Here is a 24,819-nt window from a genome sequence, read left to right on the forward strand (position 1 = left end):
GAGACGACGCTGAAGCTCCCTGAAGATCGCTTCAGGCACGGGGCCGGGGCCTGTGAATACTGGGAGGTATGAGACTGCTGGTGGTGGAGGACGAGGAGCGCCTCGCCGCGTCCCTGAAGCGCGGGCTGAGCGCCGCCGGGTACGCGGTCGACGTCGCGCACGACGGCCTCGACGGGCTGTGGCGGGCCACCGAGTTCCCGTACAGCGCGATCGTCCTCGACATCATGCTGCCCGGCCTCAACGGTTACCGGGTCTGCGAGCGGCTGCGCAGGATCGGCAACGACACCCCGATCCTGATGCTCACCGCCAAGAACGGCGAGTACGACGAGGCCGAGGCCCTCGACACCGGCGCGGACGACTACCTGGCCAAGCCCTTCTCGTACGTCGTCCTGGAGGCCCGTCTGCGCGCCCTGCTGCGGCGCGGCGGCGCGAAACGGGGCAGCGTGCTGCACCTCGGTGACCTGTGGCTGGACCCGGCGGGGCGGGAGTGCGGACGCGGCGAGACCCGCATCCCCCTGACCGGCAAGGAGTTTGCGGTGCTGGAGTGCCTGGCGCGGCGGGCGGGGGAGGTGGTGCCGAAGGCGGACGTGGTGGACGAGGTGTGGGACGCGTCGTACGACGGCGACCTGAACATCGTCGAGGTGTACGTGAGCGCGCTCCGGAAGAAGATCGACGTGCCCTTCGGACGGACGGCGATCGGGACGGTGCGGGGCGGGGGCTACCGGGTGGCGGCCGACGGTGGCTGAGGTCCGGTGCCCGGGCGAGGGCGGCTCCGCGCAGGGGGGCGGTGCGGGGCGGGGCGGTGCGCCCCGGGACGGCGGCGGCGAGGGCGCGTGGGGGGCGGGCCGGGGCGGCGGTGACCGTGGCCGTGGCGTGAGTCCGGGCGGCGGTGGCCGTGGCGTGGGCCCGGACGGCGGTGACCGTGACGGTGGATCGGGCCCGGACGGCGGTGGCCGTGACGGTGGATCGGGCCCGGACGGCGGTGACCGTGACGGTGGATCGGGTCCGGGCGGCGGTGGCCGTGACGGTGGATCGGGCCCGGACGGCGGTGACCGTGACGGTGGATCGGGTCCGGGCGGCGGTGGCCGTGACGCGGGTCCGGAGGACCGGCGCGGGTTCGAGGGCCGCGCGGCGCTTCCGGCAGACAGTCCCAGGGACCACGCGCGGGCCGAGGGCCGCGTTGGATCAGTCCGACGTACGTCCGGAACGCGGGCCGACTCATCCCGCGCCCCGCGCGACCGCTCGGAGGGGGCGCCGGAGAGCACTCCTGCCCTCCGGCTCCGGCTGCGGACCAGCATTGTTGCCGGGCTGGCCGCCGCGTTGGCGACCGCGCTCGTGGCCGCCGCCTGGCTGATCGGCGACCGGGTCACGGGGTGGGACGGCATTGCCCCGCAGGACCGGCTCTGGCCCGTCGTCCAGGGCATGACCTGGTTCGGCGTACCGGCAGGGTTGCTGATCGTCGCGGGTGCCGTGTGGGCCGTCGCGCGGCGGTGGCGGGTGGCGCTCGTGGCGGGCGGGGTGACCGCCGCCCTGCTGCGGGCACACGCCGTCTGGGCCGAGCACCTGAACAAGCACGAGCCCTGGGAGACCGCCAGCGCCGCCCTGCGCGCCGGGTTCGGGTTCGCCGTGCCCGTGACCGCGCTGGTCGTCGCCTTCGCCGCCTGGGTGGCGGCCGAGCCGCTGGGGCGGCTCGCGCCCTGGCGCAGGGGCACCTGGCAGACACCCGTCGCGCTCGGCGCGGTGGTCGTCGCGGCGGGGGTCGTATGGGGCGCCGTACAGCCGTGGGACCACTTCGCCAAGCACTACGACGACAACGGCCACACCTTGTGGCTCCTCCTCACCGGCGGCACCCTCGTCCTCGTGCTCACCGGCTGGGTCGCCGCCCGCCTCACCCTGCGCCCCGTCGAGGCCATGCGTGCCGAGCTCGCCGACATCACCGCCCGCTCCCTGGACCGCCGGGTCCCGGTGCCCGCCATCGGCGGCGTGCTCCAGAAGCTCGCCCGTACCCTCAACGCCACCCTCGACCGGCTCCAGGCCGCCGCCGACCGGCAGGCCCGCTTCGTCGCCGACGCCTCGCACGAGCTGCGCAGCCCCATCGCCAGCCTCCGCGCCTCCCTGGAGTCCTCGCTCACCCACTCCGAGGGCGTCGACTGGCCGCAGACTGCACGCGGCACCCTCGCCGACATCGAGCGCATCCAGCACCTCACCGACGACCTCCTCCTGCTCACCCGTATCGACGGACCCGCCCCGCGCGCCGACGAGAGCGTCCAACTCGCCGACCTGGCAAGCGACGTGGTCGAAGAGCTGCGCCACCTCCACCGCAACCGCTCCCTCCACGTCACCTGCACCGCCCCCGCCGAACTGCCGCCCCTCACCGGCAGCCCGGTCCGCCTGGAGCGGCTGCTGCGCAACCTCCTCGACAACGCCTGCCGCCACGCCCGCAGCGAGGTCGCGGCCGTACTGAGCACGGACGCCGAGCGCCGGACCGTACGCGTGGAGGTACGGGACGACGGGCCCGGCATCCCGCCCGCCGACCGCGAGCGCGTCTTCGAACGCTTCACCCGCCTCGACGACTCCCGCACCCGCGCCGACGGCGGCGGCGCGGGCCTCGGCCTCGCCATCGCCCGCGAGATCGCGGTGCGGCAGGGCGGCACGCTCGTGGTGGGCGAGCGGGGCGGCGGGCCCGGTGCGGTGCTGGTCGCGGAGTTCCCCGTCGATCCGGTACGGGAGGACAGCGCGTCCGGCGCGGAGGAGGTCCCGGACCCACCCCGGCGGCGTATCGCGGGCTGGGTCGTGGCCGCAGCGGTCGCGGTGACCGTTCCGCTGCTGGTGGTGGGCTTCGCGGTGACGGTGCGCGGGGACCGGACGCCGGAGGGGATCGGGTCGACGGCGCTGCCGACGCCGGAGCCCTCGCCGTCCGTGCAGAAGGACGGGGGCGGCTCGCAGACCGTGGGCGTCCTCACGCCCGGCACCTTCACCCTGGAAGAGGGTGAAGCACACGTCGTCCTCGCCCTCTACGCCCCGGCCCGGACCGAGGCAGAGGCATGGAAGCAGCTCGCGGCGATCGGCCGGGCCTGGCCGCTGACGGTCCCCGGCGGCACCGTCCCGGTTCCGGGGGCGAGACTTCCGTACCCCCTCGGCCGTACCGTCTACACGGCTTCCGTCACCAGCGACGTCGCGCTCCTCGGCTTCGGAGCCCTGCCCGCCACCGGCACGGGCGACACGGAAACCGTCGCGACCGAGTTGCCGGCCGGATCCGCCCCCGACGGTTCCGAGCAGACCGCCCAACTCGTCCTCGGCTGGGCCCCGCCCACCGTCGGCGCGATCACCTACCGGTGGTCCGACGGCACCGAGGTCCGCCCCCGGCTGCGCAGGCTGCTCGGCTCGGACCGGCTGTGGTTCGTGACCCAGGGCCCGCCGAACGCGCAGTCCAAGGGCTACGACGTGTACGACCTCGCCGACCGCCGCACCGTGGGACAGCGGTAAGGGGCCAACCCGCCCAGGACTAGTGACAGGCGGGCATTCAAAACGTAGGGTCCTGAATATGGATATGCACACCGTCGCACCGGCCGCCTCCCCGGCTGCCACCACCGTCCTCCTGAGCACCTCCGGCACCACCGTCGACGACGTCATCGCCGTCGCCCGCGGCAACGCCCGCATCGAGCTGACCGCCGATGCCGTGACCGCGCTCGCCGCCTCGCGCGAGATCGTGGACGCGCTGGCCGCCAAGCCGGAGCCGGTGTACGGGGTGTCCACCGGGTTCGGCGCGCTCGCCTCCCGGCACATCAGCCACGAGCTGCGCGCCCAGCTCCAGCGCAACATCGTGCGCTCGCACGCGGCCGGAATGGGCCCGCGCGTGGAGCGCGAGGTGGTGCGCGCGCTGATGTTCCTGCGGCTGAAGACGGTCGCGTCGGGGCACACGGGCGTGCGCCCCTCGGTCGCGCAGACCATGGCCGACGTGCTGAACGCGGGCATCACCCCGGTCGTGCACGAGTACGGGTCGCTGGGCTGTTCCGGCGACCTGGCCCCGCTCTCGCACTGCGCGCTGACGCTGATGGGCGAGGGCGACGCGGAGGGTCCGGACGGGGTCGTGCGCCCGGCGGGCGAGCTGCTGGCCGAGGCCGGGATCGTACCCGTGGAACTGAAGGAGAAGGAGGGCCTGGCCCTCCTCAACGGCACCGACGGCATGCTCGGCATGCTGATCATGGCGATTGCTGATCTGAAGCGGCTGTATACGTCGGCCGACATCACGGCGGCGCTCAGCCTGGAGGCGCTGCTGGGCACCGAGAAGGTGCTCGCGCCCGAGCTGCATGTGATCCGCCCGCACCCCGGGCAGGGTGCGTCCGCCGACAACATGCTGCGGGTGCTGGAGGGTTCGGGGTTGACCGGGCACCACCAGGACGACGCGCCGCGCGTGCAGGACGCGTACTCGGTGCGGTGTGCGCCGCAGGTGGCGGGGGCGGGGCGCGACACCATCGCGTACGCGCAGACGGTCGCCGAGCGGGAGCTCGCGGCGGCCGTCGACAACCCGGTCGTCCTGCCCGACGGACGGGTGGAGTCGAACGGCAACTTCCACGGTGCGCCCGTTGCGTATGTGTTGGACTTCCTCGCCATCGCCGCTGCCGACCTCGGGTCGATCGCGGAGCGGCGTACGGACCGGCTGCTGGACAAGAACCGTTCGCACGGGCTGCCCGCGTTCCTCGCGGACGACGCGGGGGTGGACTCGGGCCTGATGATCGCCCAGTACACGCAGGCGGCGCTGGTGAGTGAGATGAAGCGGCTCGCGAACCCGGCCTCGGTGGACTCGATCCCGTCCTCGGCGATGCAGGAGGACCACGTGTCGATGGGGTGGTCGGCGGCGCGCAAGCTGCGCACGACGATCGACAACCTGGCGCGGATCGTGGCGGTGGAGATGTACGCGGCGACGCGGGGCATCGAGCTGCGTGAGGGCCTGACGGCGGCACCTGCCTCGCAGGCGGTCATCAAGGCGGTACGGGCGGCGGGCGTGCAGGGCCCGGGCCCGGACCGCTTCCTCGCCCCGGACCTCGCGGCGGCGGATGCTTTTGTGCGGAGTGGGGGGCTGGTCGCGGCCGTTGAGCCGGTGACGGGGGCGCTGGCGTAGTCGCGCGGCGGTACGAGGAAGGGGGCGCCCGGCAGCTGCTGCCGGGCGCCCCTTCGGCGTGTCCGGGGGCGGGCCGGGCCGGTGCATGGGGGTGCGGGCGGCGGCCGGTGCCGGGGCGGGCCCGGATCGGGCGGGCCGCCCCCTTGCCCGCCCGTTCCGCCCCCGGGGGGCGGCCCCGCCGCCCAAGGGGGCTGGGGGATGGCTGCCCGGAGGGCATGCCATCAGGGGCGCGGGGAACTGCGCGACCAGCCACGACGCACCCGCACGTACAACGCCCCCGCCACCGCACCCCGCACCCCCCGCCCCCATCGGATTGCACCCCCGCACACCCTCCTGTTACCTTCACCGTGGAAATACTTCACCATGGAGGAATCGTGAGCCAAGACCCCCCACCCCCCAGCGGAGCACACCGCTGGCTGGGCCTCATCGCCATCGCCCTCGGCGTCGCCCTGATCGTCGTCGACACCACGATCGTCAACGTGATCGTCCCCTCCGTCATCGAGGACCTCGACGTCAACTCCGGCCAGGCGCAGTGGATCCAGGAGTCCTACGCGATCGTCTTCGCCGCACTCCTCCTCCTCGTCGGCCGCTTCGCCGACCTCGTCGGGGCCCGCCGCATCTTCATCGCCGGCGTCGTGATCTTCGGCGCGACCAGCGTCCTCGCCGGGCTCGCCCCCAACGGGGAGCTGCTCGTCGTCGCCCGCTTCCTCCAGGGCGCCGGGGCGGCGATGATCCTCCCCACCTCCCTCTCCCTCCTCAACGCCACCTTCACCGGCAAGGCCCGCGGCCAGGCCTTCGCCGTCTGGGGCTCCACCATCGGCGCGGCCTCCGCGCTCGGCCCCCTGCTCGGCGGCTGGCTCGCCGAACACGCCACCTGGCGCTGGGCGTTCGGCATCAACGTCCCGCTCTCGATCCTCATCGCGGTCGGCGCGCTGACGTACCTCGCCCCGTCCCCGAAGACCAAGGGCCGGATCGACGTCGTCGGCGCGGTCCTGTCCGTACTCGGCCTCGGCCTGCTCGCCTTCGGCCTGGTCGAGGGACGGACGTACGGCTGGTTCGCCACGACCCGCCCGCTCGACCTGCTCGGCTTCCACTGGGACGGCGGCCCCTCGCCCGTCCTGGTCGCGCTGGTCCTGTCCGTCCTCGCGCTGCTGGCCTTCGTCACCCGCCAGTCCGCGATCACCCGCAGCGGCGACCCGTCCCAGGCGCTCATGGACGTACGCCTCTTCTCGATCTCGTCCTTCCGCAACGGCAACGTCGCGACGCTGATCATCGGCCTCGGTGAGTTCGGGATCGTGGCGGTGCTGCCGCTGTGGTTGCAGTTCACGCTCGACTACAGCGCCGTGCAGGCGGGGCTGGCGCTCGTCCCCGTAGCCATCGGCAGCTTCGTCGCGAGCGGCGCCAGCTTCGGGCTCGCCGCCAAGGTGCACGCCCTCAACCAGCTGCGCATCGGCCTCGCGCTGGAGGTCGTGGGACTTGCCGGGCTCGGGCTCATCGCCGCCACCGACAGCCCCTGGTGGACGGTCGCCCTCGTGCTCTTCCTGTACGGAATCGGCGTCGGTTTCGCCACCGCCCAGGTCACCAACGTCGTCCTCGCCGAGATCCCCGAGAACAGCGCGGGCCAGGGCTCCGGCATCCAGAGCGCCTTCCGCCAGCTCGGCTCGGCGCTCGGCATCGCGGTCCTGACGACCCTCTTCTTCACCACCCTCAGCGGCAAGCTCGGCGACCGCCTCGACGGCCTCGGCCTGCCCGCCGGACAGGCCGACCAGCTCACCCGGGCCGTCACCGACAGCGCGGGCGCCGCCATCGGCCCGCTCTCCGGCAACCCGGCCACCGCACCGGTCGCCGACGCCGCACGCTGGGCCATGACCGAGGGCATCACACTGGGCGGCTACGTCGCGGCGGGCTTCGTCGTCCTCGGCCTGATCGCCACCGCGCTGATCCCCTCGGCGGGGGTCCGGGCGGCGACCTCGGCGGAGGAGGAGGGAAAGCGGGCTCCTGTCGCCGGTTAGGTTGGGCCGTACGCAATGGCCTCAAGAGAGAAGCGGACTGCCTCGATGGACGCGACGGAGCACGAGCGGACGGATGCTGCGGAGCACGAGCAGACGGACGCGGCGGAGCAGGTGCGGCGCGCGAAGCTCCAGCAGCGCGGGCCCACCGCCCCCGACGGCATCCAGGGTCAGCAGGACCGCCTCACCGAGGGGCTGCGGCTGTACGGGGCCGACTACCAGGAGGTGGGCCGGCGGTTCGCGGACTGGCTCGGCCTGCACACCACCGACGCCCACGCCCTGGTGCAGATCCTGTACGGCGAGGAGAGGGGGGCGCCCCTCTCCCCGGCCCGCCTCAGTGAGCGCATCCAGCTCTCCTCCGGCGCCACCACTGCCCTGCTCAACCGGCTGGAGAAGGCGGGCCACGTCGTACGCACCCGGGAGAGCACCACCGACCGGCGGATCGTCACCCTGCGCGGCAGCGACCGCGTCCAGGAGCTGACGGACGACTTCTTCCGGCCGCTGGGGGAGCGCATCGGCGCGATGCTGGCCCGCTACCCGGCCGAGCAGCTCCAGCAGTTCGAGGCCTTCCTGAACGACCTGCACGTCACCATGAACGAGCACCTGGCCGCACTGGACCAGGGGGAGACCCCCGAGAGCCCCAGGTCCTAGGGCCCCGGGTCCCAGGACTTATGCGGGCAGCGCGCCCCGACGACGTACCGAGTACGTGACGAAGCCCGCGCCGATGCCGAGGAAGGCCGTCCCGCCGATGAGGTACGGGGTGGTGTCGACGCTGCCGGTGTCGGCGAGCGCGAGAGCGGTGTCGGCGTTCTTGGCCGGTTTGTCGGGCGTGGCGGCGTTCGGCCCGTGCGCGGCCTGCTGGGCCTGCGTGGGCTGCCCCTCGGCGGCCCGAGCGCCCTGCGCCTGTGCGCCCTGCGCCTGCGGGGTTTCCACCGTCGCGTTCGCCGACGGTACGAACCACAGCGCGGCCAGCAGCCCGCCTGCGGCGGTGGCGGTGAGCAGCGGTCGGAGTGCGGTCACGGTATCGATCCCCCTTGAGGCACCCGCGAATTGGTCGTGCTCGCCGATGCTAATGAAAACAGCGGGTCGGAGGAAAGGCGTGTGAGGGCGGAATTCTTGATTCCGACCCCGGGAAACCGGCCCTAAACCACCCCCGCCCCGCGCATGACCCCGCCCGAGCAGGGGCAAAAGGGGCGGCGTAGCGTCGGAAGTGCACGGGTCTCGGCCCGTGGCCCCGGCGAGTGGCGTTGCCCACACTTTGCTCAAAAGTGGAACGGCGGCGTCGGGTCTGGGGTTGTAACAGCATTGGCAGGGGAAGTGCTGCCCGGCGGGACCCGGGTTTTCGGCCAGGTCCGCGCCCCGGCGGCTGCGGGGAAATCGGCAACGATGGAGAAGCGTGTGATCACGAACAGCAAGCGGCGCAGGGGCCTGGCGTACGCGTCCGCGCTGCTCGGCGGCGTTCTGGTGCTTTCGGGCTGTAGCGACGACGGCAAGGGCGACGGCGGCGGCAGTGACGCCGACGGGTCGAAGAAGTCGCAGGAGCAGTCCGACGCGGCAGCCGCCAAGGACACCTCCAAGGCCCGAATAGAGATCTCCCCCAAGGCCGGTGCCACCAACGTCGGCATCAACAACGACGCCAAGGTCACCGTCGCCGACGGCAAGCTGACCGAGGTCAAGCTGGCCGACGCCGCGGGCAAGGAGGTCAAGGGCACCATCGCCGCCGACGGCGCGAGCTGGAAGCCCGACACCCGCCTGCAGCGCGCCACGGTCTACAAGCTGACCGCCACCGCCGTCGACGGCGACAACCGCAAGGCGCACGAGAACCGCTCCTTCACCACGGTCTCCCCGAAGAACAGCTTCATCGGCAACTTCACCCCCGAGGACGGCTCCAAGGTCGGCGTGGGCATGCCGGTCTCGATCCGCTTCGACAAGGCGATCACGAACAAGAAGGCCGTGCAGGAGGGCATCAAGATCACCTCCAGCAGCGGCCAGGAGGTCGTCGGCCACTGGTTCGACGCCCAGCGCCTCGACTTCCGCCCCCAGGACTACTGGAAGGGCGGCTCCGAGGTCACCATGAAGCTCAAGCTGGACGGCGTCGAGGGCGCCGACGGCGTCATGGGCGTGCAGGACAAGACGGTGAAGTTCACCGTGGGCCGCAACCAGGTCTCCACGGTCGACGCCAAGACCAAGCAGATGACCGTCACGCAGGACGGCAAGGTCGTCAAGACCATCCCGATCTCCGCCGGTTCCCCCGCCAACCCCACGTACAACGGCAAGATGGTGATCTCCGAGAAGTTCAAGGAGACCCGCATGGACGGCTCGACGGTCGGCTTCACGGACGACGACGGCAAGGGCGAGTACGACATCAAGGACGTCCCGCACGCCATGCGGCTGTCCACGTCGGGCACCTTCATCCACGGCAACTACTGGGGCAAGGGCATCTTCGGCAGCGCCAACACCAGCCACGGCTGCGTCGGCCTCTCCGACGCCCAGGGCGCGGACGACCCCAACACCCCGGGCGCGTGGTTCTTCAACCACTCGATCGTCGGCGACGTCGTCATCGTGAAGAACTCCCCGGACAAGACCATCAAGCCGGACAACGGCCTCAACGGCTGGAACCTGGACTGGGCGGCCTGGAAGGCGGGCTCGGAGGTCTGATCCTCCGCGCCGCCTCTGTTTGGCCCGTACGAAGGCGGGCGCACCCCTCTCGGGGGTGCGCCCGCCTTTTTGTGCCCAGAGGTCAGAGGTCCTTGCGGCGTACGTACCGCAGGCCCGCCATGTCGTCGTAGAGGTCGCCCTCGACGTTGTCGCCGAGCGTGCCGCGCGGGGTGCGGCGGGAGCCGGAGGCCATCCGGAAGAAGTCCCGCAGCCAGTACCAGGGTTGCAGCGGAATCCAGCACAGCCCGCCCAGCCAGCGCACCAGGGTCCTGACCGGCCCGGGGCGGCCCCCGTCGGCCGCCCGCACCACGCGGACGCCGGTGATCAGCTTCCCCACGCTGCCGCGAAAGAGCAGCGTCAGCACGTACTGGTTCACGAGCGACGTGCCGACCACGGCCACCACGAGCACCCCGAACATCTGGGGTCCGCTCATCGTCGCCGCGTCCGGCGGGAAGATACGCGGCCCGCCGAACAGGGCGATCATCCCGTCGATCGTGACGGCCAGATAGCGCCGCCCCTCCCCGGCACGCTCGGGAACGGCGGGGCGGGGGGCGGGAGTCGGTCCGTAGGGGTGGGGGTGGTGCGGGGCGGGCGGGTACGGCTGCTGCTGTGGCGGGTACTGCTGCCCGTACGGTTGCTGCGGCGGCTGCCCGTACTGCTGCTGCGGTGGATGCTGCTGCCCGTACGGCTGGGCGTACTGCCCCTGGCCGTAGGGCTGCTGAGGGTGTGGCTGTGGCTGTGGATGCGGCTGCGGCTGCTGGTGGTGCTGCCCCCGTGGATGGCTCATGGACACATCATGACCCGGCCCGCCCCGGGAGCCCGCGCCCGCCCGGCGGCCGCCGCACCCCTCCGCCTACGGCGTCCAGACGAAGCGGACGTCCGGCTCCCGCTCCTCGTTGCGGGAGCCGTCGGTGCGCTCGGCCTCCGTGAACCCGTGGCGCACGTAGAAGCGGTGGGCCGGGGTGTTGACCTGGAAGGTCCACAACTCCAGCCCGGTGGGCCGCAGTTCCTTGGCCTTGCTGACGAGGAGGTCGCCGAGGCCGCGGCCGCGCTGCTCCGGCGCGAGGTGCAGCTGGTCGATGCCGGTCCCGTCGAGCACGAGCACGCCGGCGACCGCGCCGTCCGCCGTCTCCTGTGCCACCCACATGTCGCCGCCCGGCACCAGCACGTACCGGAACCAGTCCCGCACCTCGTCGTCCGTGTGCGCCCGCCGCACCTGCGGGAGCGCCGCGTCGTAGGAGCGCAGCCACACCTCGGCCGCCTTCGCGGCATCGCCCTCCACGGCCGGACGGAGGGTGAACGGGGTGGCCGGAGCGGTCCGGTCGTCAAGATCCATCCGGGCAACCTACCTCCGGGGTAATCGACGCGGCCCCTCCTTTTCGGAAGGATTCAACTCACCGGAACGCACGCGCCACCACCCCGGAACGCACGCGCCACCACCCCGGAACGCACGCGCCGCCACCTCCCGAAGGAGCCCGCCATGACCGCGTACGCCATAGCCCACATCGGCCCCGGCCCGATCAACGACGAGGTGCTCACCTACGTGGAGCGCATCCAGGGCACCCTGGATCCCTTCGGCGGCCGCTTCCTCGTCCACTTCAAGGAGCACGAGGTGCTGGAGGGCTCCTGGCACGGGGCGCCCGTCGTGGTCGCCTTCCCGGACCTGGCCTCGGCCCGTGAGTGGTACGCCTCGCCCGCCTACCAGGAGATCATTCCGCTCCGTACGAAGTACCTGCCCGGTGACATCATCCTGGTCGACGGCGTGCCCGAGGACTACGACCCGGCGCAGACGGCGGCCCGCATCCGCGAAAGCCAGAGTTGATTCCCCCTCACCCACCCTGCTCGGTAAGGGAGTTGCGGGCGATCAGTACCGCGACCCCGTCGAGGATTCGCTCCACCCCGAAGGTGAACAGGCTGTCCAGGTCCAGATCGAAACCGTCCTCCTGGAAGTACGACCCCAGGGTCGGGTAGCTGCCCGCCGCCTGCACCTCCTCCGCGCGCGGCTCCTGCGCGGCCATCCACTCCTCGGGGGTCATCCCGGTGTCCTGCCGGGCCCGGTTCTCCAGCTCCAGGGTCCCGGCCAGGCCCTGGACGTGCCCGAACAGGGTGAGGTGGATGTGCATCATCTCGGTCGGCGTGAGCCCCTGGCCGGTCAGCGCGTGCAGCACCCACTCCGTGTACCGCATCGCGTGCGGGGCGGCCTGCGGGCGGGTGAGCGCCGCCATGGCCTGCGCCATCCAGGGGTGACGGACGTACATCCGCCACAACCACCGTGCCGCGTACGTGAGTCGGGGCCGCCACCCGTTCAACGCGGGCGATCCGATGGGCCGTTCGGCGAACGCCGCCTCCGACATGAGGTGGACGAGGTCCGCCTTGCCGGGGACGTGCCGGTACAGGGCCATCGTCGAGGTGCCCAGCTCGGTGGCGACGCGGCGCATGGTGAGGGTGGCCAGCCCCTCCGCGTCGGCGAGGGCGACGGCCGTGCGCACGATCCGCTCCCGGGTGAGCGCCCCCGGACCGGGAGCGGGCGCGGGCCGCCCGGCGGACACCGGCGGCGCCACGACCGTACCCACCCCCGGCACCGCCCGGACCAGTCCCTCCTGCGCGAGGACGGCGAGCGCCCGGCTCGCGGTGGCCATGGCGACGCCCCACTCCCGGGTGATCTCCCGGGTGGAGGGCACCCGGTCGCCGGGGGAGAGCTCGCCGCAGGAGATCCGGCGGCGGATCGCGTCGGCGATGCGGGAGGAGGGGGTCTCACGGGTCATGGGCGGCAGTGTACTAGTACACCTGGGTAGTGCACCTGTGCTCCGAGCCCCTTCTGCTGCCGGTGCACTAGGTCACCGATTGCCCGTCCCGCGACGGGGTGTTTACGTCGTACGCAGCGCACAGCAGTGCACCGCGTACGACGTACGGACACCACCTTCCCGGAGGCTCACCATGACCACGCCCACACCCCCGGCCGCCCCCCTCGCGGGCCGCCGCGAATGGACCGCCCTCGGCGTCCTGATGCTGCCGCTGTTCCTCGTCTCCATGGACGTCTCCGTCCTCTACTTCGCGATCCCCTTCATCGGCCGCGACCTCGCCCCCACCGCCACCGAGCAACTGTGGATCCTGGACGTGTACGGCTTCGTGCTCGCCGGGCTCCTCATCACCATGGGCGCGCTCGGCGACCGCATCGGCCGCCGGAAACTGCTGCTCCTCGGGGCCGGGGCGTTCGGTGCGGCGTCGGTGGCCGCCGCGTACGCCACGAGCCCCGAAATGCTCATCGCCGTAAGGGCGTTGCTCGGCATCGGCGGGGCGACCCTGATGCCGTCCACGCTCGCCCTCATCCGCAACCTCTTCCGCGACGCGGGCCAGCGCGCCAAGGCCGTCACCGCGTGGACGGCGGTCATGACGGCGGGCATCTCCCTCGGCCCGGTCCTCAGCGGGCTGCTGCTGGAGCACTTCTGGTGGGGCTCGGTCTTCCTGATCAACCTCCCCGCGATGCTGCTCCTCCTCGCCCTCGCCCCCTTCCTCCTCCCGGAGTTCAGGTCCCCGGCGGCCGGCCGCTTCGACGTGCTGAGCGCGGTGCTCTCCCTCGGCACGGTCCTGCCGGTTATCCACGGCATCAAGCAACTCGCCAAGAACGGACCGGAGTTGCTGTCCTTCCTCGCCATCGCTGCGGGCCTGCTCCTGGGCTGGCTCTTCGTCCGCCGCCAGCGCGTCCTGGCCTCGCCGATGGTCGACCTCCCCCTCCTGCGCGAGCGGATGTTCGGCGGCGCGCTGCTCGCCAATGTCATCGCGATGTTCGGCACGGTCGGCTTCGCGGTCTTCTTCACGCAGTACCTCCAGTCCGTACGCGGCATGAGCCCGCTGGAATCCGCCCTCTGGAGCCTGGTCCCGTCGGTGGCCGTCGCGGTCCTCGCCCCGCTGGGTGCGACGCTCGCCGCCCGGATGGACCGGGCGTACGTCATGGCGGGCGGCTTCCTGCTGGCCTGCGCGGGCTTCCTGTGGCTGACGCAGGTCGCGGCGGACTCCGCCCTGTGGTTCGTGCTGACCGGGTGCGCGCTGTACGCCGGCGGCATCGTCGTCGCCATGACGCTGGCCAACGAGATGGCGCTGGGCGCGGCCCCGCCGGAGCGGGCGGGCTCGGCGGCGGCGGTCGTCGAGTCGGGCACGGAGCTGGGCGGGGCGCTGGGGATGGCGATCCTGGGCAGCGTCGGGGCGGCGGTCTACACGCGAGGCATGGAAGGGGCCGCGTCCGCTTCGGCTTCGGCTTCGGTACGGGAGACGTTGGGCGGTGCGCTGGCGGAGGCGGCCCGGCTGCCGCGCGAGCAGGGGGACGCGCTGCTGGCGGCGGCCCGCAAGGCCTTCACGGAGGGGCTGGACTGGGCGGCGTTCGGTGCGGCGGCGGTGATGCTGGGTGCGGCGGTGTTCGCGTGCACGGTGCTGCGGGGGCGTGGGCGGGCTTCGGCCGGGGCGGAGGGGGAGCGGGTGCCGGTCGGGGCCGGGGCCTGAAGCGATGGGGGCGGGCGGCCCCCACCAGGCCCCAAGCCACCCGAATCAACCCTCCGGCCCGTCAGCGTGTCCCTCCTCCCATGAACCGAGCCAAGCCCAAAGGGCTTCATTCGAACGGAAGTTGGAAGTCCGGGGCAGTCGCCGCGACCACGGTGACCGCCCTGGCAGCCCTCACGGCGGCCCCGGCCCTCGCGGCCGCCCCGCCCCGCACCGCACAGGAACCCGCACCCATGACCTCGGCAGCCCCGCCCGCACCCCCGGCAGCCCTCGTGGGCCCGTACGCCCCACCCCGCAGGACCGCGCCCCTCTCCGTCACCCCGCTCGGCACCCGCACCCGCGCGCAGATCATCGCGTCCGCCATCGGGCACAACTTCACGGGCACGAACGCCGAATTCGCCAAGGCGGTCCGCCACGACGTCGCCGCCTACCGCGTCCGCTACCGCACCACCACCCCGCAGGGCGCCCCGACCACGGCCTCCGGCCTGCTGGCGGTCCCCGTCCTCCCCCAGAGCACTCAGAGCACCCGGGGCACCCGCCCCCTCCCCACCGTCCTGCACACCCACGGCTCGATGACCTTCAAGGGCCGCGCCCCCTCGGTGGCCCCCCAGGGCCCGGACGGCACCGCCGCCCAGGTGTACGCGGCCGGGGGCCGGGCCGTCCTCGTACCCGACTACCTGGGCCTCGGCGAGAGCCCCGACCGGCACCCCTTCATGCACAACGCGTCCGCCGTCTCCGTCACCCTGGACCTCCTCGCCTCGGTCCGCACGCTCCGCCAACTCCGCCTCTCCGACGACGTGTACGTCACCGGCTTCTCGCAGGGCGGCCAGGCAGGCATGGCGGTGGCCCGCGAGATCGCCTCGGGTGCGGTCCGGCACGTACGCCTGCGGGGACTGCGTACGGGCTCGGGCCCCTACGACCTCGAACACGCCGAACTCCCCGCGATGGCGAACGGCTCGGTGCCCGGCCCGGCGGCGGTCATCCTCATCGCCTACGTCCTCACCGCCCAGAAGAACCTCACCACCCCACCCCTCTACCGGGACCCGGCAGAAGTCTTCCGCGCGCCCTACGCGTCCCGCGTCGAGTCCCTCTTCGACGGCACCCACAAGGAGGAGGAGATCATCCCCCAACTCCCGCCCACCCTCCAGGAACTCCTGACCCCCGCCTGGTACGCCCAGCTGACGCACCCCACCGGCACCTTCCTCCGCACGGTCCGCACGGTCGACACGACCTGCGCCTGGCGCCCGGAGGTCCCCGTCACCCTCTACAGCGCGACCGGCGACCACGAGTCGGTCATCGCCAACACCCGTAGCTGCGCGCGTCAGTTGACGTCCCACGGCACCCGCAGCGTGACCGTCATCGACCACGGCCCGACCGTCGACCACTTCGGCGTCTTCCAGCACTCGATGCTGAACGTGGCGACATCCTTCCCCCACCTCTGACGCGACCGACCGCCTGACGCCAGGCATCCTCCGCCCCCGGCCCGGGCAAGGACCTCTTGCCCCCACCCCCACCGGGAGCGGCCGATGCCCCCGCGGTCACCGCCTCACAGCAGATGCCCCCCGCCGTCCACCAGCAGCACCTCGCCCGTGATGTACGCGGCGTTCGTCAGGTCGAAGACGGCGGCAGCGATGTCCTCGGCGCGGCCGACGCGGCGCAGCGGCAGTACGGAAGCGACCTGCTCCATCGCGGCCTCCACCCCTTCCACCCCGTCGAACCACGGGGTGTCGATCATGCCGGGGGCCACCGCGTTGACCCGGATGTCCGGGCCGAGTTCCTTGGCCAGCAGGCGGGTCATGTGGTTCACGGCCGCCTTGCTGACGGCGTACGGAATCGAGCTCCCGCCGGGGCGGACGCCCGCCTGGGAGGACACGTTCACGATCACTCCCGCGCCGTTCTTCCGCAGGTGGGGGACGGCGGCGGTGATCGCCTGCCACGTCCCCACCACGTTCACGTCGTGGATCTCCCGCCACACCGCGGGACTCGCCGCCTCCAGGTCGCCGTGGTCGATGAACCGGGTGACCCCCGCGCAGTTCACCAGCACGTCCAGTCGCCCGTACGCCCCGACCGCGGCCTCCACGAGCGACGCGGCCCCGCCGTCGCGGGCCACGTCCCCCTGCACGTACACGGCGTCCGGCAGCTCGGCCGCCAACTCCCGCCCCTTGTCGACGGAGTTGACGGAATTCACCACCACCCGCAGCCCGGCCGCGGCCATCCGCCGGGCGACCGCCGCCCCGATTCCGCTCGCCGAACCGGTCACCAGGGCAACTCGCTGCTCTGCACTCATCCTGCGTCCCCTCACACTGCATGTCATGCCTGTCGCCCGGCAGTGATCATGCCTCATCGGTACGAGGGGACGGAGGGCTCAGTGCTCCCCGGCCGGAGCCACCCCGATCGGGCACGAGACGCCTGTGCCGCCGATGCCGCAGTAGCCCGCCGGGTTCTTGTCCAGGTACTGCTGGTGGTACGGCTCGGCCGGCCAGAAGGGGTTGTCGGCGGCGGGGAGGATTTCCGTGGTGATCGTGCCGTAGCCGTTGCCCGTCAGGACCTGCTGGTAGGCGGTGCGGGAGGCCTCCGCCTCGGCGGACTGGGCGGGGGAGTGGGGGTAGATCGCCGAGCGGTACTGGGTGCCCACGTCGTTGCCCTGGCGGAAGCCCTGGGTGGGGTTGTGGGACTCCCAGAAGAGCTTGAGGAGGGTGGCGTAGGAGACGACGGCCGGGTCGAAGACGACGCGCACGACCTCGGTGTGGCCGGTCAGGCCGGAGCAGACCTCCTCGTACGCGGGGTTCGGGGTGGAGCCGCCCTGGTAGCCCGCGAGGGTCGTCCACACGCCCGGTGTCTGCCAGAACTTCCGCTCCGCACCCCAGAAGCAGCCCAGCCCGAAGTCGGCGATCTGGAAGCCGTCCGGGTACGGGCCGAGGAGGGGGTTGCCGAGCACCGTGTGGCGGGAGGGGACCTCGAATTCGGGGGTCGCGCGACCCTTCAGGGCCTGCTCGGGGGTCGGGAGCTGCGGCGTACGGCCGAAGAGCATGGGGTTCTCCTAGGGCAGGGGGCGATGGTCTCTACAACAGGAAGGGGGCGGCGGGGATTCCCCGCCGCCCCCGCCCCACCCGCGTGCGCGGCTACGGCCGCAGTGTCGCCGGGCTGCCGCCGTTGGACTCGTAGCCCGCGACCGCCAGATTGCGGTGGAGGGTGTAGTCGGCGGCCGGGTCCGGGTTCTGGGTCCAGGGGAGCGCGCCCACGTACCCGTCGACCGCGGCGATCTGCTGGACGGCCTCCGCCCAGCGCTCCGAACGGACCAGGAAGAGGATCAGGAGATGCCGGACGTGCGCCAGCATCGGGTCGTCGGGGCGGGCCGCGTGGACCGCGTACATCGCTCCCTCCACCGCCCGGGTCACCACCGCGCTCCGGTAGAAGCTGTTGACCACGATCACCTCGGGGAGATGGTCGTAGACCGAGAAGAGGGGGAGGGCCGCGAGGAGCGAGCCCTGGGGGGCGCGGGAGGCGGCCATGGTGGCGAAGGAGTCGGACTCGGCGCGCGAACCGTGCCACTTCTCCGAGAGGTAGTGCAGGGCGACCAGATGCGCCCCCATGTGCGTCGGTGCGCGGTCGATCACTTTCGCCCAGAGGCGGTCGAATTCCGGCCGGGGATAGGCGAGCCCGCGCGCGATCGAGAGTTCGATGATGTACGGGACCGGGTCGCCCGGGGAGAGGAGCGCCGCCTGCGCGCACAGGTCGCGGGACTCCTCCAGGATGATCCGCCAGTCGTCCTTGTCCGCGGAGGACGACCGCCAGGCCTGCTGGACCAAGAATTCTGCGTGAACTTGTGCGCCGCCCGCGTCCTTCGGCGACTCCGAGCGCCAGTCCCGCAGCCAGCGGCCGCCCTCGCCCGGTCGCTGCGCCAGTTCCAGGGACGCCGCGCCCGCGAAGGCCTGCACCCGCTGCCAGCGCACCTCGCCCTCCTTGGGCGTCCCCGCCAGGAGCTGCTGCGCCGCCCGCCAGTCCTGGGTGCGCTGCACCACGTCCAGGACGTCCAGGAGGTCCTGGTCGGGGCCCGGAAGCCGGACGTCCAGGGCTTCCTGCCGTACGAAGCCGTAGTTCTCCGGATCGGCGGCGTCGGGCGATCCGGGCGCGGCCAGCCGGATGCCGCCGCTCCTCCTGCGCAGCAGGAAGGGGCCGAGGGCGGCGAAGAGCACGACCACCGCGATCAGGAACCAGAGAATGTCCATACGGACATTGTCCCGGACCACGGTGACCGGCGGCGATCGGTCCGTACGGCCGCCCGGCCGGGCACCTCCGGGCCGTACTCGGGCCCGCCCCGGGTGACGGATTCGCGACAGTCGCCCCGCAGAGCGGACGTGGGCGACCGGTGGGAGAACTACCCTCGGCCCCATGACTGATGAGCAGAGCCGCTCCGCGCGCGCCTTCGAGACCCTCGCCATCCACGCGGGCAACACCGCCGACCCCCTGACCGGCGCCGTCGTCCCGCCGATCTACCAGGTGTCGACGTACAAGCAGGACGGCGTCGGCGGGCTGCGCGGCGGTTACGAGTACAGCCGCAGCGCCAACCCGACCCGCACCGCACTGGAGGAGAACCTCGCCGCCCTGGAGGGCGGCCGGCGCGGGCTCGCGTTCGCGTCGGGACTGGCCGCCGAGGACTGCCTGCTGCGCACGCTCCTGTCGCCCGGCGACCACGTCGTCATCCCGAACGACGCGTACGGCGGCACCTTCCGCCTCTTCGCCAAGGTCGTCTCCCGGTGGGGCGTCGAGTGGTCGGTCGCCGACACCTCCGACCCGGCGGCGGTCCGGGCCGCGCTCACGCCCCGTACGAAGGTGATCTGGGTCGAGACGCCGTCCAACCCGCTGCTCGGCATCACCGACATCGCCGCCGTCGCGGAGATCGCGCACACGGCGGGCGCCCGGCTCGTCGTCGACAACACCTTCGCCAGCCCCTACCTCCAGCAGCCGATCGCGCTCGGCGCGGACGTCGTCGTGCACTCGACCACCAAGTACATGGGCGGGCACTCCGACGTCGTCGGCGGTGCGCTGATCACCAACGACGCGGGAATCGCCGAGGAGCTGGTGTTCCACCAGAACGCCATGGGCGCCGTCGCCGGGCCCTTCGACGCCTGGCTGGTGCTGCGCGGCATCAAGACCCTCGCCGTCCGCATGGACCGGCACAGCGAGAACGCCACCCGCATCGCCGACATGCTCACCGCGCACCCCTCCGTCACCCAGGTCCTCTACCCGGGCCTGCCCGAGCACGCCGGGCACGAGACCGCCGCCAAGCAGATGAAGGCCTTCGGCGGCATGGTGTCCTTCCGGGTCAAGGGCGGCGAGGAGGCCGCGGTCGAGGTCTGCAACCGGGCGCAGCTCTTCACCCTCGGCGAGTCCCTCGGCGGCGTCGAGTCGCTGATCGAGCACCCCGGGCGGATGACGCACGCCTCGGCGGCCGGTTCCGCACTGGAGGTGCCCGCCGACCTCGTGCGGCTCTCCGTCGGCATCGAGTCCGGCGACGACCTGCTCGCTGACCTGAAGCAGGCCCTGGGCTAGGCCGGGGCCGGACCTCGGCTAGAACCCCTCCACCGGCGGCGTGAAGTCCGCCGGTGGAGCCTGCCAGGGGTGCACGATCGACGCCCACACCAGGAACGCGACCACCGCGATCGTCGCGATCACCAGCCACACCCGCCGCAGCGCCCGGCGCCGCCGCAGATGACGTGCACCCCGCTCGGTGGCCCGTACCAGCAGGTCCGGCGGTACGACGGGACGCGCCGCCTGCTCCATGACGAGGCGGATCTCGTCGTCCTTGTGCCGCTGCAGGCTCATGGCGCGGCCACCGCCTCGCGCGACGGTGCGGGCGGGGCGTGCCGCAGCTTGTGGACGTGCGAGACCGCGCGGGCGCAGATCGCCCGCACCCGCTGCACCGGCAGCCCCAGCAGCGCCGCCGTCTGCTCCTCCGGCACCCCCTCGTACAACCGCAGTACGAGGACGAGCCGCTCCTGCGGCGTCAGCGACCCCAGCGGGCCGCCCCGGTGCCTGCGGTGGTGCCAGGAGGTGCGGGCGAAGCGCCCCGCCAGCTCCTGGCGGGTGCGGTCGTACGGGTCTTCGCCGCGCAGGAACCCCCAGCGGGCGTACGCGCTGGCCAGCGCGGCGACGAGGAGGCTCTGGGCGCGCGGATTGGCCTCGGCGGGCTCGGCCGTCAGCAGCGTCGAGACATGCAGCAGCCGGCCTGCGGCACCCGCGACGAAGGCCTCGAACTCCCTTGCGCGGCGCCGCTGTTGGACCGCCTCGCGCTCTCGCACCGTTCCTCCCCGTCCGGCTTCTTCTGCTCATATGAAGCCAGGCGGGGGTGCAGGTCAAGAGGCGGGCGCGGCGAGTGCGTGACGGTCCGTCAGAGGCACTGTCCCCGTGCTGTCAGGAGGTGGCGGGCGGCTCGACCGGGGCCGCCGACTGACGGGCCGAGAGCGCCGAGTTGAAACGGGTCAGCAGCGTGGTGAACGCCTCCCGCTCGTCCTCGCTCCAGCCGTCCGTGACCTGCGCCATCAGCTCGCGCCGCGAGGAGCGCACCTCGTCCAGCCGGGACTGCCCGCGCGGCGACAGCTGGAGCACGACCGCACGCCCGTCCTCGGGGTGCGAGGTGCGCTTGACCAGGCCGGTGTCCACGAGCGGGGCGACCTGGCGGGTCACCGTCGAGGAGTCGATGCCCATGCCCGCGGCGAGCGCCTTGACGCCCATCGGGCCCTCCTGGTCGAGGCGGTTGAGCAGCAGGTAGGCCGCACGGTCCATCGAGTTGCGGACCTGGCCGACGCCGCCGAGGCGGGTCTGTTCCGCGCGCCGGGCGAAGACGGCCACCTGGTGCTGAAGGGCATCGAGGAGACCGGCGGCGGGGTCGGTCGTCATGTCCTGGGTAGGGGGCATGGCTCGGGCTCTCTTCGTGCGGTGGTCGGGTTGGTGGGGCAAGGGTACGCGGGTGCGGGCACACACGTACCGGCGCTGCGCAAACCTGTGGACAACGGACCGGTGACGACGGCTTCGCCGCAGGTCATCAAGGCTGCCCGAGTGGCGGGCGGACCTGCGTGTGAGACCGGGCGGACCTGCCTGTGGGACCGGGCGGACCTGCTTGTGAGACGGGGCGACGCCCGCCCCCGCCGGGCTGCCAGACTGGCCGCCATGAGCTTCCGCACGCCCGAACACGCCCGCAGCCTGATCCTCGACGACGTGCGCGGTGCGCAGAAGATGCTCTCCGGAGTGGCCCGCTGCACACCCCTGGAGGGCAGCAGGCACCTCACGCACCTGGTGGGCTCCCCCGTCCACCTCAAGTGCGAGAACCTTCAGCGCACCGGCTCCTTCAAGCTGCGCGGCGCCTACATCCGCATCGCGGGCCTGCGCCCCGAGGAGCGTGCGGCCGGAGTGGTGGCCGCCAGCGCGGGCAACCACGCGCAGGGCGTGGCGCTGGCCTCCTCCCTCCTGGGCGTGCGCTCCACCGTCTTCATGCCGGTCGGCGCCCCGCTGCCGAAGGTGGCGGCCACCCGGGAGTACGGCGCGGAGGTGCGGCTGCACGGGCAGGTGGTGGACGAGACGCTCGCCGCCGCCCAGGAGTACGCCCGTGACACGGGTGCGGTCTTCATCCACCCCTTCGACCACCCGGACGTCATCGCGGGCCAGGGCACGGTCGGGCTGGAGATCCTGGAGCAGTGCCCCGAGGTGCGCACGATCGTGGTCGGGGTCGGCGGCGGCGGTCTCGCGGCGGGCGTCGCGATCGCGGTGAAGGCGCTGCGGCCCGACGTCAGGATCGTCGGCGTGCAGGCGGCGGGCGCGGCCTGCTACCCGCCGTCGCTGGCCGCCGGGCGCCCCACCTCGCTGGACTCGCTCCAGACGATGGCCGACGGGATCAAGGTCGGCAGGCCCGGCGACGTACCGTTCGCGATCGTCGAGGAGCTGGTGGACGAGGTGCGGACGGTCTCCGAGGACGAGCTGTCGAGCGCGCTGCTGCTGTGCCTGGAGCGGGCCAAGCTGGTCGTGGAACCGGCCGGGGCGAGCCCGGTGGCGGCACTGCTGAGCCGCCCCGAGTCCTTCGAGGGGCCGGTGGTGGCGGTGCTGTCGGGCGGCAATGTGGACCCGCTCCTGATGCAGCGCACATTGCGGCACGGAATGGCCGCGGCCGGTCGGTATCTGTCACTGAGGTTGCGTCTGACGGACCGTCCGGGGGCGCTCGCGCAGCTTCTCGGGGCGTTGTCAGTGCTGGACGCTAACGTCGTGGACGTGGGGCACACCCGGGCCGACCCGAGGCTCGGACTCACGGAGGTGGAGGTGGAGTTGCAGCTGGAGACGAAGGGCCCGAAGCACTGCACCGAGGTGCGGGAGGCGCTCAGGGACGCGGGGTACGTGGTCGTGTCGTAGGGCGGGGGCGGGTCCCCCGCGCAGTGGGGGCGGTTCCCCGGAAAACCTTCCCCAGACGCGATGTATCGCGTTATGGTGTGTCTCGCGCTGCTGCCTCGCCGGGCGGCCCCGTCGGCTCTCGACGGATGCCCGGACGGCTCTCGCCGGGCGGTTCGAACCCGGCAAACCTAAAATTTCGCGTAGGAACCACCCACACACATGGGGGACCCCTTATGCCAGGCGCCATCTATGCCGAGGGGCTGGTCAAGACCTTCGGCGACGTGAAGGCTCTGGGAGGCGTCGATCTCGACGTCCCGGAGGGCACCGTCCTCGGCCTGCTCGGGCCCAACGGTGCAGGCAAGACCACGGCCGTCCGCGTCCTGACCACACTGCTCCAGCCCGACAGTGGCAAGGCCGTCGTCGCCGGGATCGACGTCCTCAAACACCCCAACGAAGTACGGCGCTCGATCGGCCTCTCCGGCCAGTTCGCCGCCGTCGACGAATACCTCACCGGCCGCGAGAACCTCCAGATGGTCGGCCGCCTCTACCAGATGTCCAAGAAGGCCTCCAAGGCCCGCGCGGACGAACTCCTGGAGCGCTTCAACCTCGCCGAGGCCGCCGACCGCACGGCCAAGACGTACTCCGGCGGAATGCGCCGCCGCCTCGACCTCGCGGCCGCCCTCGTGGTCTCCCCGCCCGTGATGTTCATGGACGAGCCCACCACCGGCCTCGACCCGCGCAACCGCCAGCAACTCTGGGAAGTCATCCAGGAGTTGGTGGCGGGCGGCACCACCCTCCTGCTCACCACCCAGTACCTGGAGGAGGCCGACCACCTCGCCCACGACATCTGCGTCATCGACCACGGCAAGGTCATCGAACGCGGTACGTCGGACCAGCTCAAGGCCCGCACGGGCGGCGAGCGCATCGAGGTCGTCGTCCACGAGCGCGAGCACATCACCGTCGCCGACGAGGTCCTGCGCGGCTTCGGCAAGGGCGACACCAAGGTCGAGCACCACACCCGCAAGCTGACCGTCCCGGTCACCGGCGGCGCGAAGCTCCTCGCGGAGGTCATCCGCGAACTCGACGCGCGCGGCGTGGAGATCGACGACATCGGCCTGCGCCGCCCGACGCTGGACGACGTGTTCATCTCGCTGACCGGGCACGCGGCGGAGGAGTCCGTCGAGGACGAGGAGGAGGTGGGGAGGAAGTGAGCACCGACACCGTGACGACAGTGAAGTCACTCGCGCCCGTGGCCAAGGGAGGCCCCCTCCAGTCGATCACCGACTCGCTGACGATCGCCAAGCGCAATCTGATCCGGATGACCCGAATCCCCGAGATGATCCTCTTCGGGATCATCCAGCCGGTGATGTTCGTCATCCTGTTCACCTACGTGTTCGGCGGCTCGATCCAGGTCGGCGGCTCGACCTCGCCCCAGGCCTACAAAGAGTTCCTGATGGCGGGCATCTTCGCCCAGACCGTCACCTTCGCCACCGCCGGCGCGGGAGCGGGCATCGCCGACGACATGCACAAGGGGCTCATCGACCGCTTCCGGTCGCTGCCCATGGCGCGCGGCGCCGTCCTCACCGGCCGCACCCTGGCCGACCTCGTCCAGACCGCGCTCACCCTGGTCGTGCTGGCAGGCGTTGCCCTGCTGATCGGCTGGCGCACGCACGAGAACCTGCTGAAGGTGCTGGCGGGCTTCGCCCTCCTCCTGCTCCTCGGCTACGCCTTCTCCTGGATCGGCGCACTGATCGGCCTCTCGGTCCGCACTCCCGAGGCGGCCACCTCGGGCGGCCTGATCTGGCTCTTCCCGCTGACCTTCATCTCGAACGCGTTCGTGCCGGTCACCGGAATGCCGACCTTCCTCCAGCACGTCGCCGAATGGAACCCGTTCAGCGCCACCGTGCAGGCAGCCCGGCAGCTCTTCGGCAACACCATGCCCGAGATGCCGACCTCGATCACCGGGGCCTGGCCCATGGAACACCCCGTCTGGGCCTCGCTGATCTGGTCCGTCCTGATCATCGTGGTCTTCCGGACCCTCGCTGTCCGCAAGTACCGCTCGGCGACCGCCTGACCGTACGAACGAGGTCGACGGACACGCGGAAGGGCCCCCGGCGCGCAGTGGCTGCCGGGGGCCCTTCCGTGGACGTACGCCCG

General features: G+C 72.3%; 23 protein-coding genes. 13 read left to right on the forward strand and 10 right to left on the reverse strand.

All coding sequences use genetic code 11. From position 1 onward, the window contains the following. Positions 1-68 precede the first annotated feature (68 nt). The 5 genes from ACIO3O_RS35775 (at position 69) to ACIO3O_RS35795 (ending at position 7,782) form a co-directional block, all read left to right on the forward strand. On the forward strand, positions 69-746 hold the full coding sequence (locus tag ACIO3O_RS35775; RefSeq protein WP_401753075.1) for a response regulator transcription factor: 678 nt from the start codon (positions 69-71) through the stop codon (positions 744-746). A 574-nt stretch (positions 747-1,320) separates the two neighbouring features. Then, a complete protein-coding gene (locus ACIO3O_RS35780) occupies positions 1,321-3,486 on the forward strand; it encodes a sensor histidine kinase (RefSeq protein WP_401753077.1) in 2,166 nt (721 codons plus the stop codon). A gap of 64 nt (positions 3,487-3,550) precedes the next feature. Then, entirely contained in the window at positions 3,551-5,122 is a 1,572-nt protein-coding gene (gene hutH, locus ACIO3O_RS35785; RefSeq protein ID WP_401753217.1) for a histidine ammonia-lyase, read from the forward strand. A 374-nt stretch (positions 5,123-5,496) separates the two neighbouring features. After that, positions 5,497-7,134, forward strand: a complete 1,638-nt coding sequence (locus tag ACIO3O_RS35790; RefSeq protein WP_401753079.1) for an MFS transporter — start codon at positions 5,497-5,499, stop codon at positions 7,132-7,134. Positions 7,135-7,179: 45 nt separating this feature from the next. Further along, positions 7,180-7,782, forward strand: a complete 603-nt coding sequence (locus tag ACIO3O_RS35795) for a MarR family winged helix-turn-helix transcriptional regulator (protein WP_401753081.1) — start codon at positions 7,180-7,182, stop codon at positions 7,780-7,782. Between the two features lie 18 nt (positions 7,783-7,800). Here the strand turns inward: ACIO3O_RS35795 and ACIO3O_RS35800 are convergent, their stop codons facing one another. Then, on the reverse strand, positions 7,801-8,151 hold the full coding sequence (locus tag ACIO3O_RS35800; protein WP_401753083.1) for a hypothetical protein: 351 nt from the start codon (positions 8,149-8,151) through the stop codon (positions 7,801-7,803). 366 nt (positions 8,152-8,517) lie between these two features. Between ACIO3O_RS35800 and ACIO3O_RS35805 the strand changes: the two genes are divergently transcribed. Continuing rightward, positions 8,518-9,789 (forward strand): Ig-like domain-containing protein, encoded by a 1,272-nt coding sequence (locus ACIO3O_RS35805; RefSeq protein ID WP_401753085.1) that lies wholly within the window; start codon positions 8,518-8,520, stop codon positions 9,787-9,789. A gap of 82 nt (positions 9,790-9,871) precedes the next feature. On the opposite strand, the gene ACIO3O_RS35810 is transcribed toward ACIO3O_RS35805, so the two are convergent. Beyond that, on the reverse strand, positions 9,872-10,576 hold the full coding sequence (locus ACIO3O_RS35810; RefSeq protein ID WP_401753087.1) for an RDD family protein: 705 nt from the start codon (positions 10,574-10,576) through the stop codon (positions 9,872-9,874). A gap of 66 nt (positions 10,577-10,642) precedes the next feature. Continuing rightward, a complete protein-coding gene (locus ACIO3O_RS35815; RefSeq protein WP_401753088.1) occupies positions 10,643-11,125 on the reverse strand; it encodes a GNAT family N-acetyltransferase in 483 nt (160 codons plus the stop codon). Between the two features lie 144 nt (positions 11,126-11,269). On the opposite strand from ACIO3O_RS35815, the gene ACIO3O_RS35820 reads away from it, so the two are divergent. Then, positions 11,270-11,611 carry a DUF1330 domain-containing protein gene (locus ACIO3O_RS35820; RefSeq protein WP_401753090.1) on the forward strand — a complete coding sequence of 114 codons (342 nt, stop codon included), beginning with the start codon at positions 11,270-11,272 and terminating at the stop codon, positions 11,609-11,611. Between the two features lie 7 nt (positions 11,612-11,618). Here ACIO3O_RS35820 and ACIO3O_RS35825 read toward each other — a convergent pair whose 3' ends face one another. Next, a complete protein-coding gene (locus tag ACIO3O_RS35825) occupies positions 11,619-12,554 on the reverse strand; it encodes a TetR/AcrR family transcriptional regulator C-terminal domain-containing protein (RefSeq protein WP_401753092.1) in 936 nt (311 codons plus the stop codon). A 172-nt stretch (positions 12,555-12,726) separates the two neighbouring features. Between ACIO3O_RS35825 and ACIO3O_RS35830 the strand changes: the two genes are divergently transcribed. Together ACIO3O_RS35830 and ACIO3O_RS35835 are read left to right on the forward strand one after the other, a co-directional pair. Further along, positions 12,727-14,286, forward strand: a complete 1,560-nt coding sequence (locus tag ACIO3O_RS35830) for an MFS transporter (RefSeq protein WP_401753094.1) — start codon at positions 12,727-12,729, stop codon at positions 14,284-14,286. Positions 14,287-14,516: 230 nt separating this feature from the next. Beyond that, positions 14,517-15,725 (forward strand): alpha/beta hydrolase, encoded by a 1,209-nt coding sequence (locus tag ACIO3O_RS35835; RefSeq protein WP_401753096.1) that lies wholly within the window; start codon positions 14,517-14,519, stop codon positions 15,723-15,725. Positions 15,726-15,829: 104 nt separating this feature from the next. On the opposite strand, the gene ACIO3O_RS35840 is transcribed toward ACIO3O_RS35835, so the two are convergent. From ACIO3O_RS35840 to ACIO3O_RS35850, 3 genes are all read right to left on the reverse strand, one after another. Continuing rightward, positions 15,830-16,570 carry an SDR family NAD(P)-dependent oxidoreductase gene (locus tag ACIO3O_RS35840; protein WP_401753098.1) on the reverse strand — a complete coding sequence of 247 codons (741 nt, stop codon included), beginning with the start codon at positions 16,568-16,570 and terminating at the stop codon, positions 15,830-15,832. 78 nt (positions 16,571-16,648) lie between these two features. Continuing rightward, entirely contained in the window at positions 16,649-17,314 is a 666-nt protein-coding gene (gene msrA / locus ACIO3O_RS35845; protein WP_401753100.1) for a peptide-methionine (S)-S-oxide reductase MsrA, read from the reverse strand. Positions 17,315-17,405: 91 nt separating this feature from the next. Continuing rightward, on the reverse strand, positions 17,406-18,512 hold the full coding sequence (locus ACIO3O_RS35850) for a hypothetical protein (protein ID WP_401753102.1): 1,107 nt from the start codon (positions 18,510-18,512) through the stop codon (positions 17,406-17,408). Between the two features lie 163 nt (positions 18,513-18,675). Here ACIO3O_RS35850 and ACIO3O_RS35855 point away from each other — a divergent pair, with 163 nt between their 5' ends. After that, the gene (locus ACIO3O_RS35855; RefSeq protein WP_401753104.1) at positions 18,676-19,836 is read left to right on the forward strand and encodes a cystathionine gamma-synthase; all 1,161 of its coding nucleotides are present in this window, start codon (positions 18,676-18,678) and stop codon (positions 19,834-19,836) included. A gap of 18 nt (positions 19,837-19,854) precedes the next feature. Here the strand turns inward: ACIO3O_RS35855 and ACIO3O_RS35860 are convergent, their stop codons facing one another. From ACIO3O_RS35860 to ACIO3O_RS35870, 3 genes are all read right to left on the reverse strand, one after another. Then, a complete protein-coding gene (locus ACIO3O_RS35860) occupies positions 19,855-20,109 on the reverse strand; it encodes a hypothetical protein (RefSeq protein WP_401753106.1) in 255 nt (84 codons plus the stop codon). After that, positions 20,106-20,585, reverse strand: a complete 480-nt coding sequence (locus ACIO3O_RS35865; protein ID WP_401753108.1) for a sigma factor-like helix-turn-helix DNA-binding protein — start codon at positions 20,583-20,585, stop codon at positions 20,106-20,108. The genes ACIO3O_RS35860 and ACIO3O_RS35865 overlap by 4 nt, the downstream gene beginning before the upstream one ends. Before the next feature lie 112 nt (positions 20,586-20,697). After that, positions 20,698-21,201, reverse strand: coding sequence for a MarR family winged helix-turn-helix transcriptional regulator (locus ACIO3O_RS35870; RefSeq protein ID WP_401753110.1), 504 nt, complete (start codon positions 21,199-21,201; stop codon positions 20,698-20,700). A gap of 252 nt (positions 21,202-21,453) precedes the next feature. Between ACIO3O_RS35870 and ilvA the strand changes: the two genes are divergently transcribed. The 3 genes from ilvA (at position 21,454) to ACIO3O_RS35885 (ending at position 24,736) form a co-directional block, all read left to right on the forward strand. Next, entirely contained in the window at positions 21,454-22,683 is a 1,230-nt protein-coding gene (ilvA, locus tag ACIO3O_RS35875; protein WP_401753112.1) for a threonine ammonia-lyase, read from the forward strand. A 212-nt stretch (positions 22,684-22,895) separates the two neighbouring features. Next, positions 22,896-23,873, forward strand: coding sequence for an ATP-binding cassette domain-containing protein (locus ACIO3O_RS35880; protein WP_401753113.1), 978 nt, complete (start codon positions 22,896-22,898; stop codon positions 23,871-23,873). Then, positions 23,870-24,736 (forward strand): ABC transporter permease, encoded by an 867-nt coding sequence (locus ACIO3O_RS35885; protein WP_401753115.1) that lies wholly within the window; start codon positions 23,870-23,872, stop codon positions 24,734-24,736. Before ACIO3O_RS35880 ends, ACIO3O_RS35885 begins: the two co-directional genes overlap by 4 nt. The last annotated feature ends 83 nt before the right edge of the window (positions 24,737-24,819 follow it).

The organism is Streptomyces sp. NPDC087440 (assembly GCF_044744005.1).
In the GTDB taxonomy this organism is placed as follows: Bacteria; Actinomycetota; Actinomycetes; order Streptomycetales; family Streptomycetaceae; genus Streptomyces.

Excerpts from the sequence above, each read along its gene's own strand:
- ACIO3O_RS35860 (WP_401753106.1), bottom strand. The coding sequence starts at position 20,109 with ATGAGCCTGCAGCGGCACAAGGACGACGAGATCCGCCTCGTCATGGAG.
- ACIO3O_RS35870 (WP_401753110.1), bottom strand. The coding sequence starts at position 21,201 with ATGCCCCCTACCCAGGACATGACGACCGACCCCGCCGCCGGTCTCCTC.
- ACIO3O_RS35795 (WP_401753081.1), top strand. The coding sequence starts at position 7,180 with ATGGACGCGACGGAGCACGAGCGGACGGATGCTGCGGAGCACGAGCAG.
- ACIO3O_RS35880 (WP_401753113.1), top strand. The coding sequence starts at position 22,896 with ATGCCAGGCGCCATCTATGCCGAGGGGCTGGTCAAGACCTTCGGCGAC.
- ACIO3O_RS35850 (WP_401753102.1), bottom strand. The coding sequence starts at position 18,512 with ATGGACATTCTCTGGTTCCTGATCGCGGTGGTCGTGCTCTTCGCCGCC.
- ACIO3O_RS35840 (WP_401753098.1), bottom strand. The coding sequence starts at position 16,570 with ATGAGTGCAGAGCAGCGAGTTGCCCTGGTGACCGGTTCGGCGAGCGGA.
- ilvA (WP_401753112.1), top strand. The coding sequence starts at position 21,454 with ATGAGCTTCCGCACGCCCGAACACGCCCGCAGCCTGATCCTCGACGAC.
- ACIO3O_RS35805 (WP_401753085.1), top strand. The coding sequence starts at position 8,518 with ATGGAGAAGCGTGTGATCACGAACAGCAAGCGGCGCAGGGGCCTGGCG.
- hutH (WP_401753217.1), top strand. The coding sequence starts at position 3,551 with ATGCACACCGTCGCACCGGCCGCCTCCCCGGCTGCCACCACCGTCCTC.
- ACIO3O_RS35775 (WP_401753075.1), top strand. The coding sequence starts at position 69 with ATGAGACTGCTGGTGGTGGAGGACGAGGAGCGCCTCGCCGCGTCCCTG.
- msrA (WP_401753100.1), bottom strand. The coding sequence starts at position 17,314 with ATGCTCTTCGGCCGTACGCCGCAGCTCCCGACCCCCGAGCAGGCCCTG.
- ACIO3O_RS35820 (WP_401753090.1), top strand. The coding sequence starts at position 11,270 with ATGACCGCGTACGCCATAGCCCACATCGGCCCCGGCCCGATCAACGAC.
- ACIO3O_RS35855 (WP_401753104.1), top strand. The coding sequence starts at position 18,676 with ATGACTGATGAGCAGAGCCGCTCCGCGCGCGCCTTCGAGACCCTCGCC.
- ACIO3O_RS35835 (WP_401753096.1), top strand. The coding sequence starts at position 14,517 with ATGACCTCGGCAGCCCCGCCCGCACCCCCGGCAGCCCTCGTGGGCCCG.
- ACIO3O_RS35825 (WP_401753092.1), bottom strand. The coding sequence starts at position 12,554 with ATGACCCGTGAGACCCCCTCCTCCCGCATCGCCGACGCGATCCGCCGC.
- ACIO3O_RS35810 (WP_401753087.1), bottom strand. The coding sequence starts at position 10,576 with ATGAGCCATCCACGGGGGCAGCACCACCAGCAGCCGCAGCCGCATCCA.
- ACIO3O_RS35815 (WP_401753088.1), bottom strand. The coding sequence starts at position 11,125 with ATGGATCTTGACGACCGGACCGCTCCGGCCACCCCGTTCACCCTCCGT.
- ACIO3O_RS35830 (WP_401753094.1), top strand. The coding sequence starts at position 12,727 with ATGACCACGCCCACACCCCCGGCCGCCCCCCTCGCGGGCCGCCGCGAA.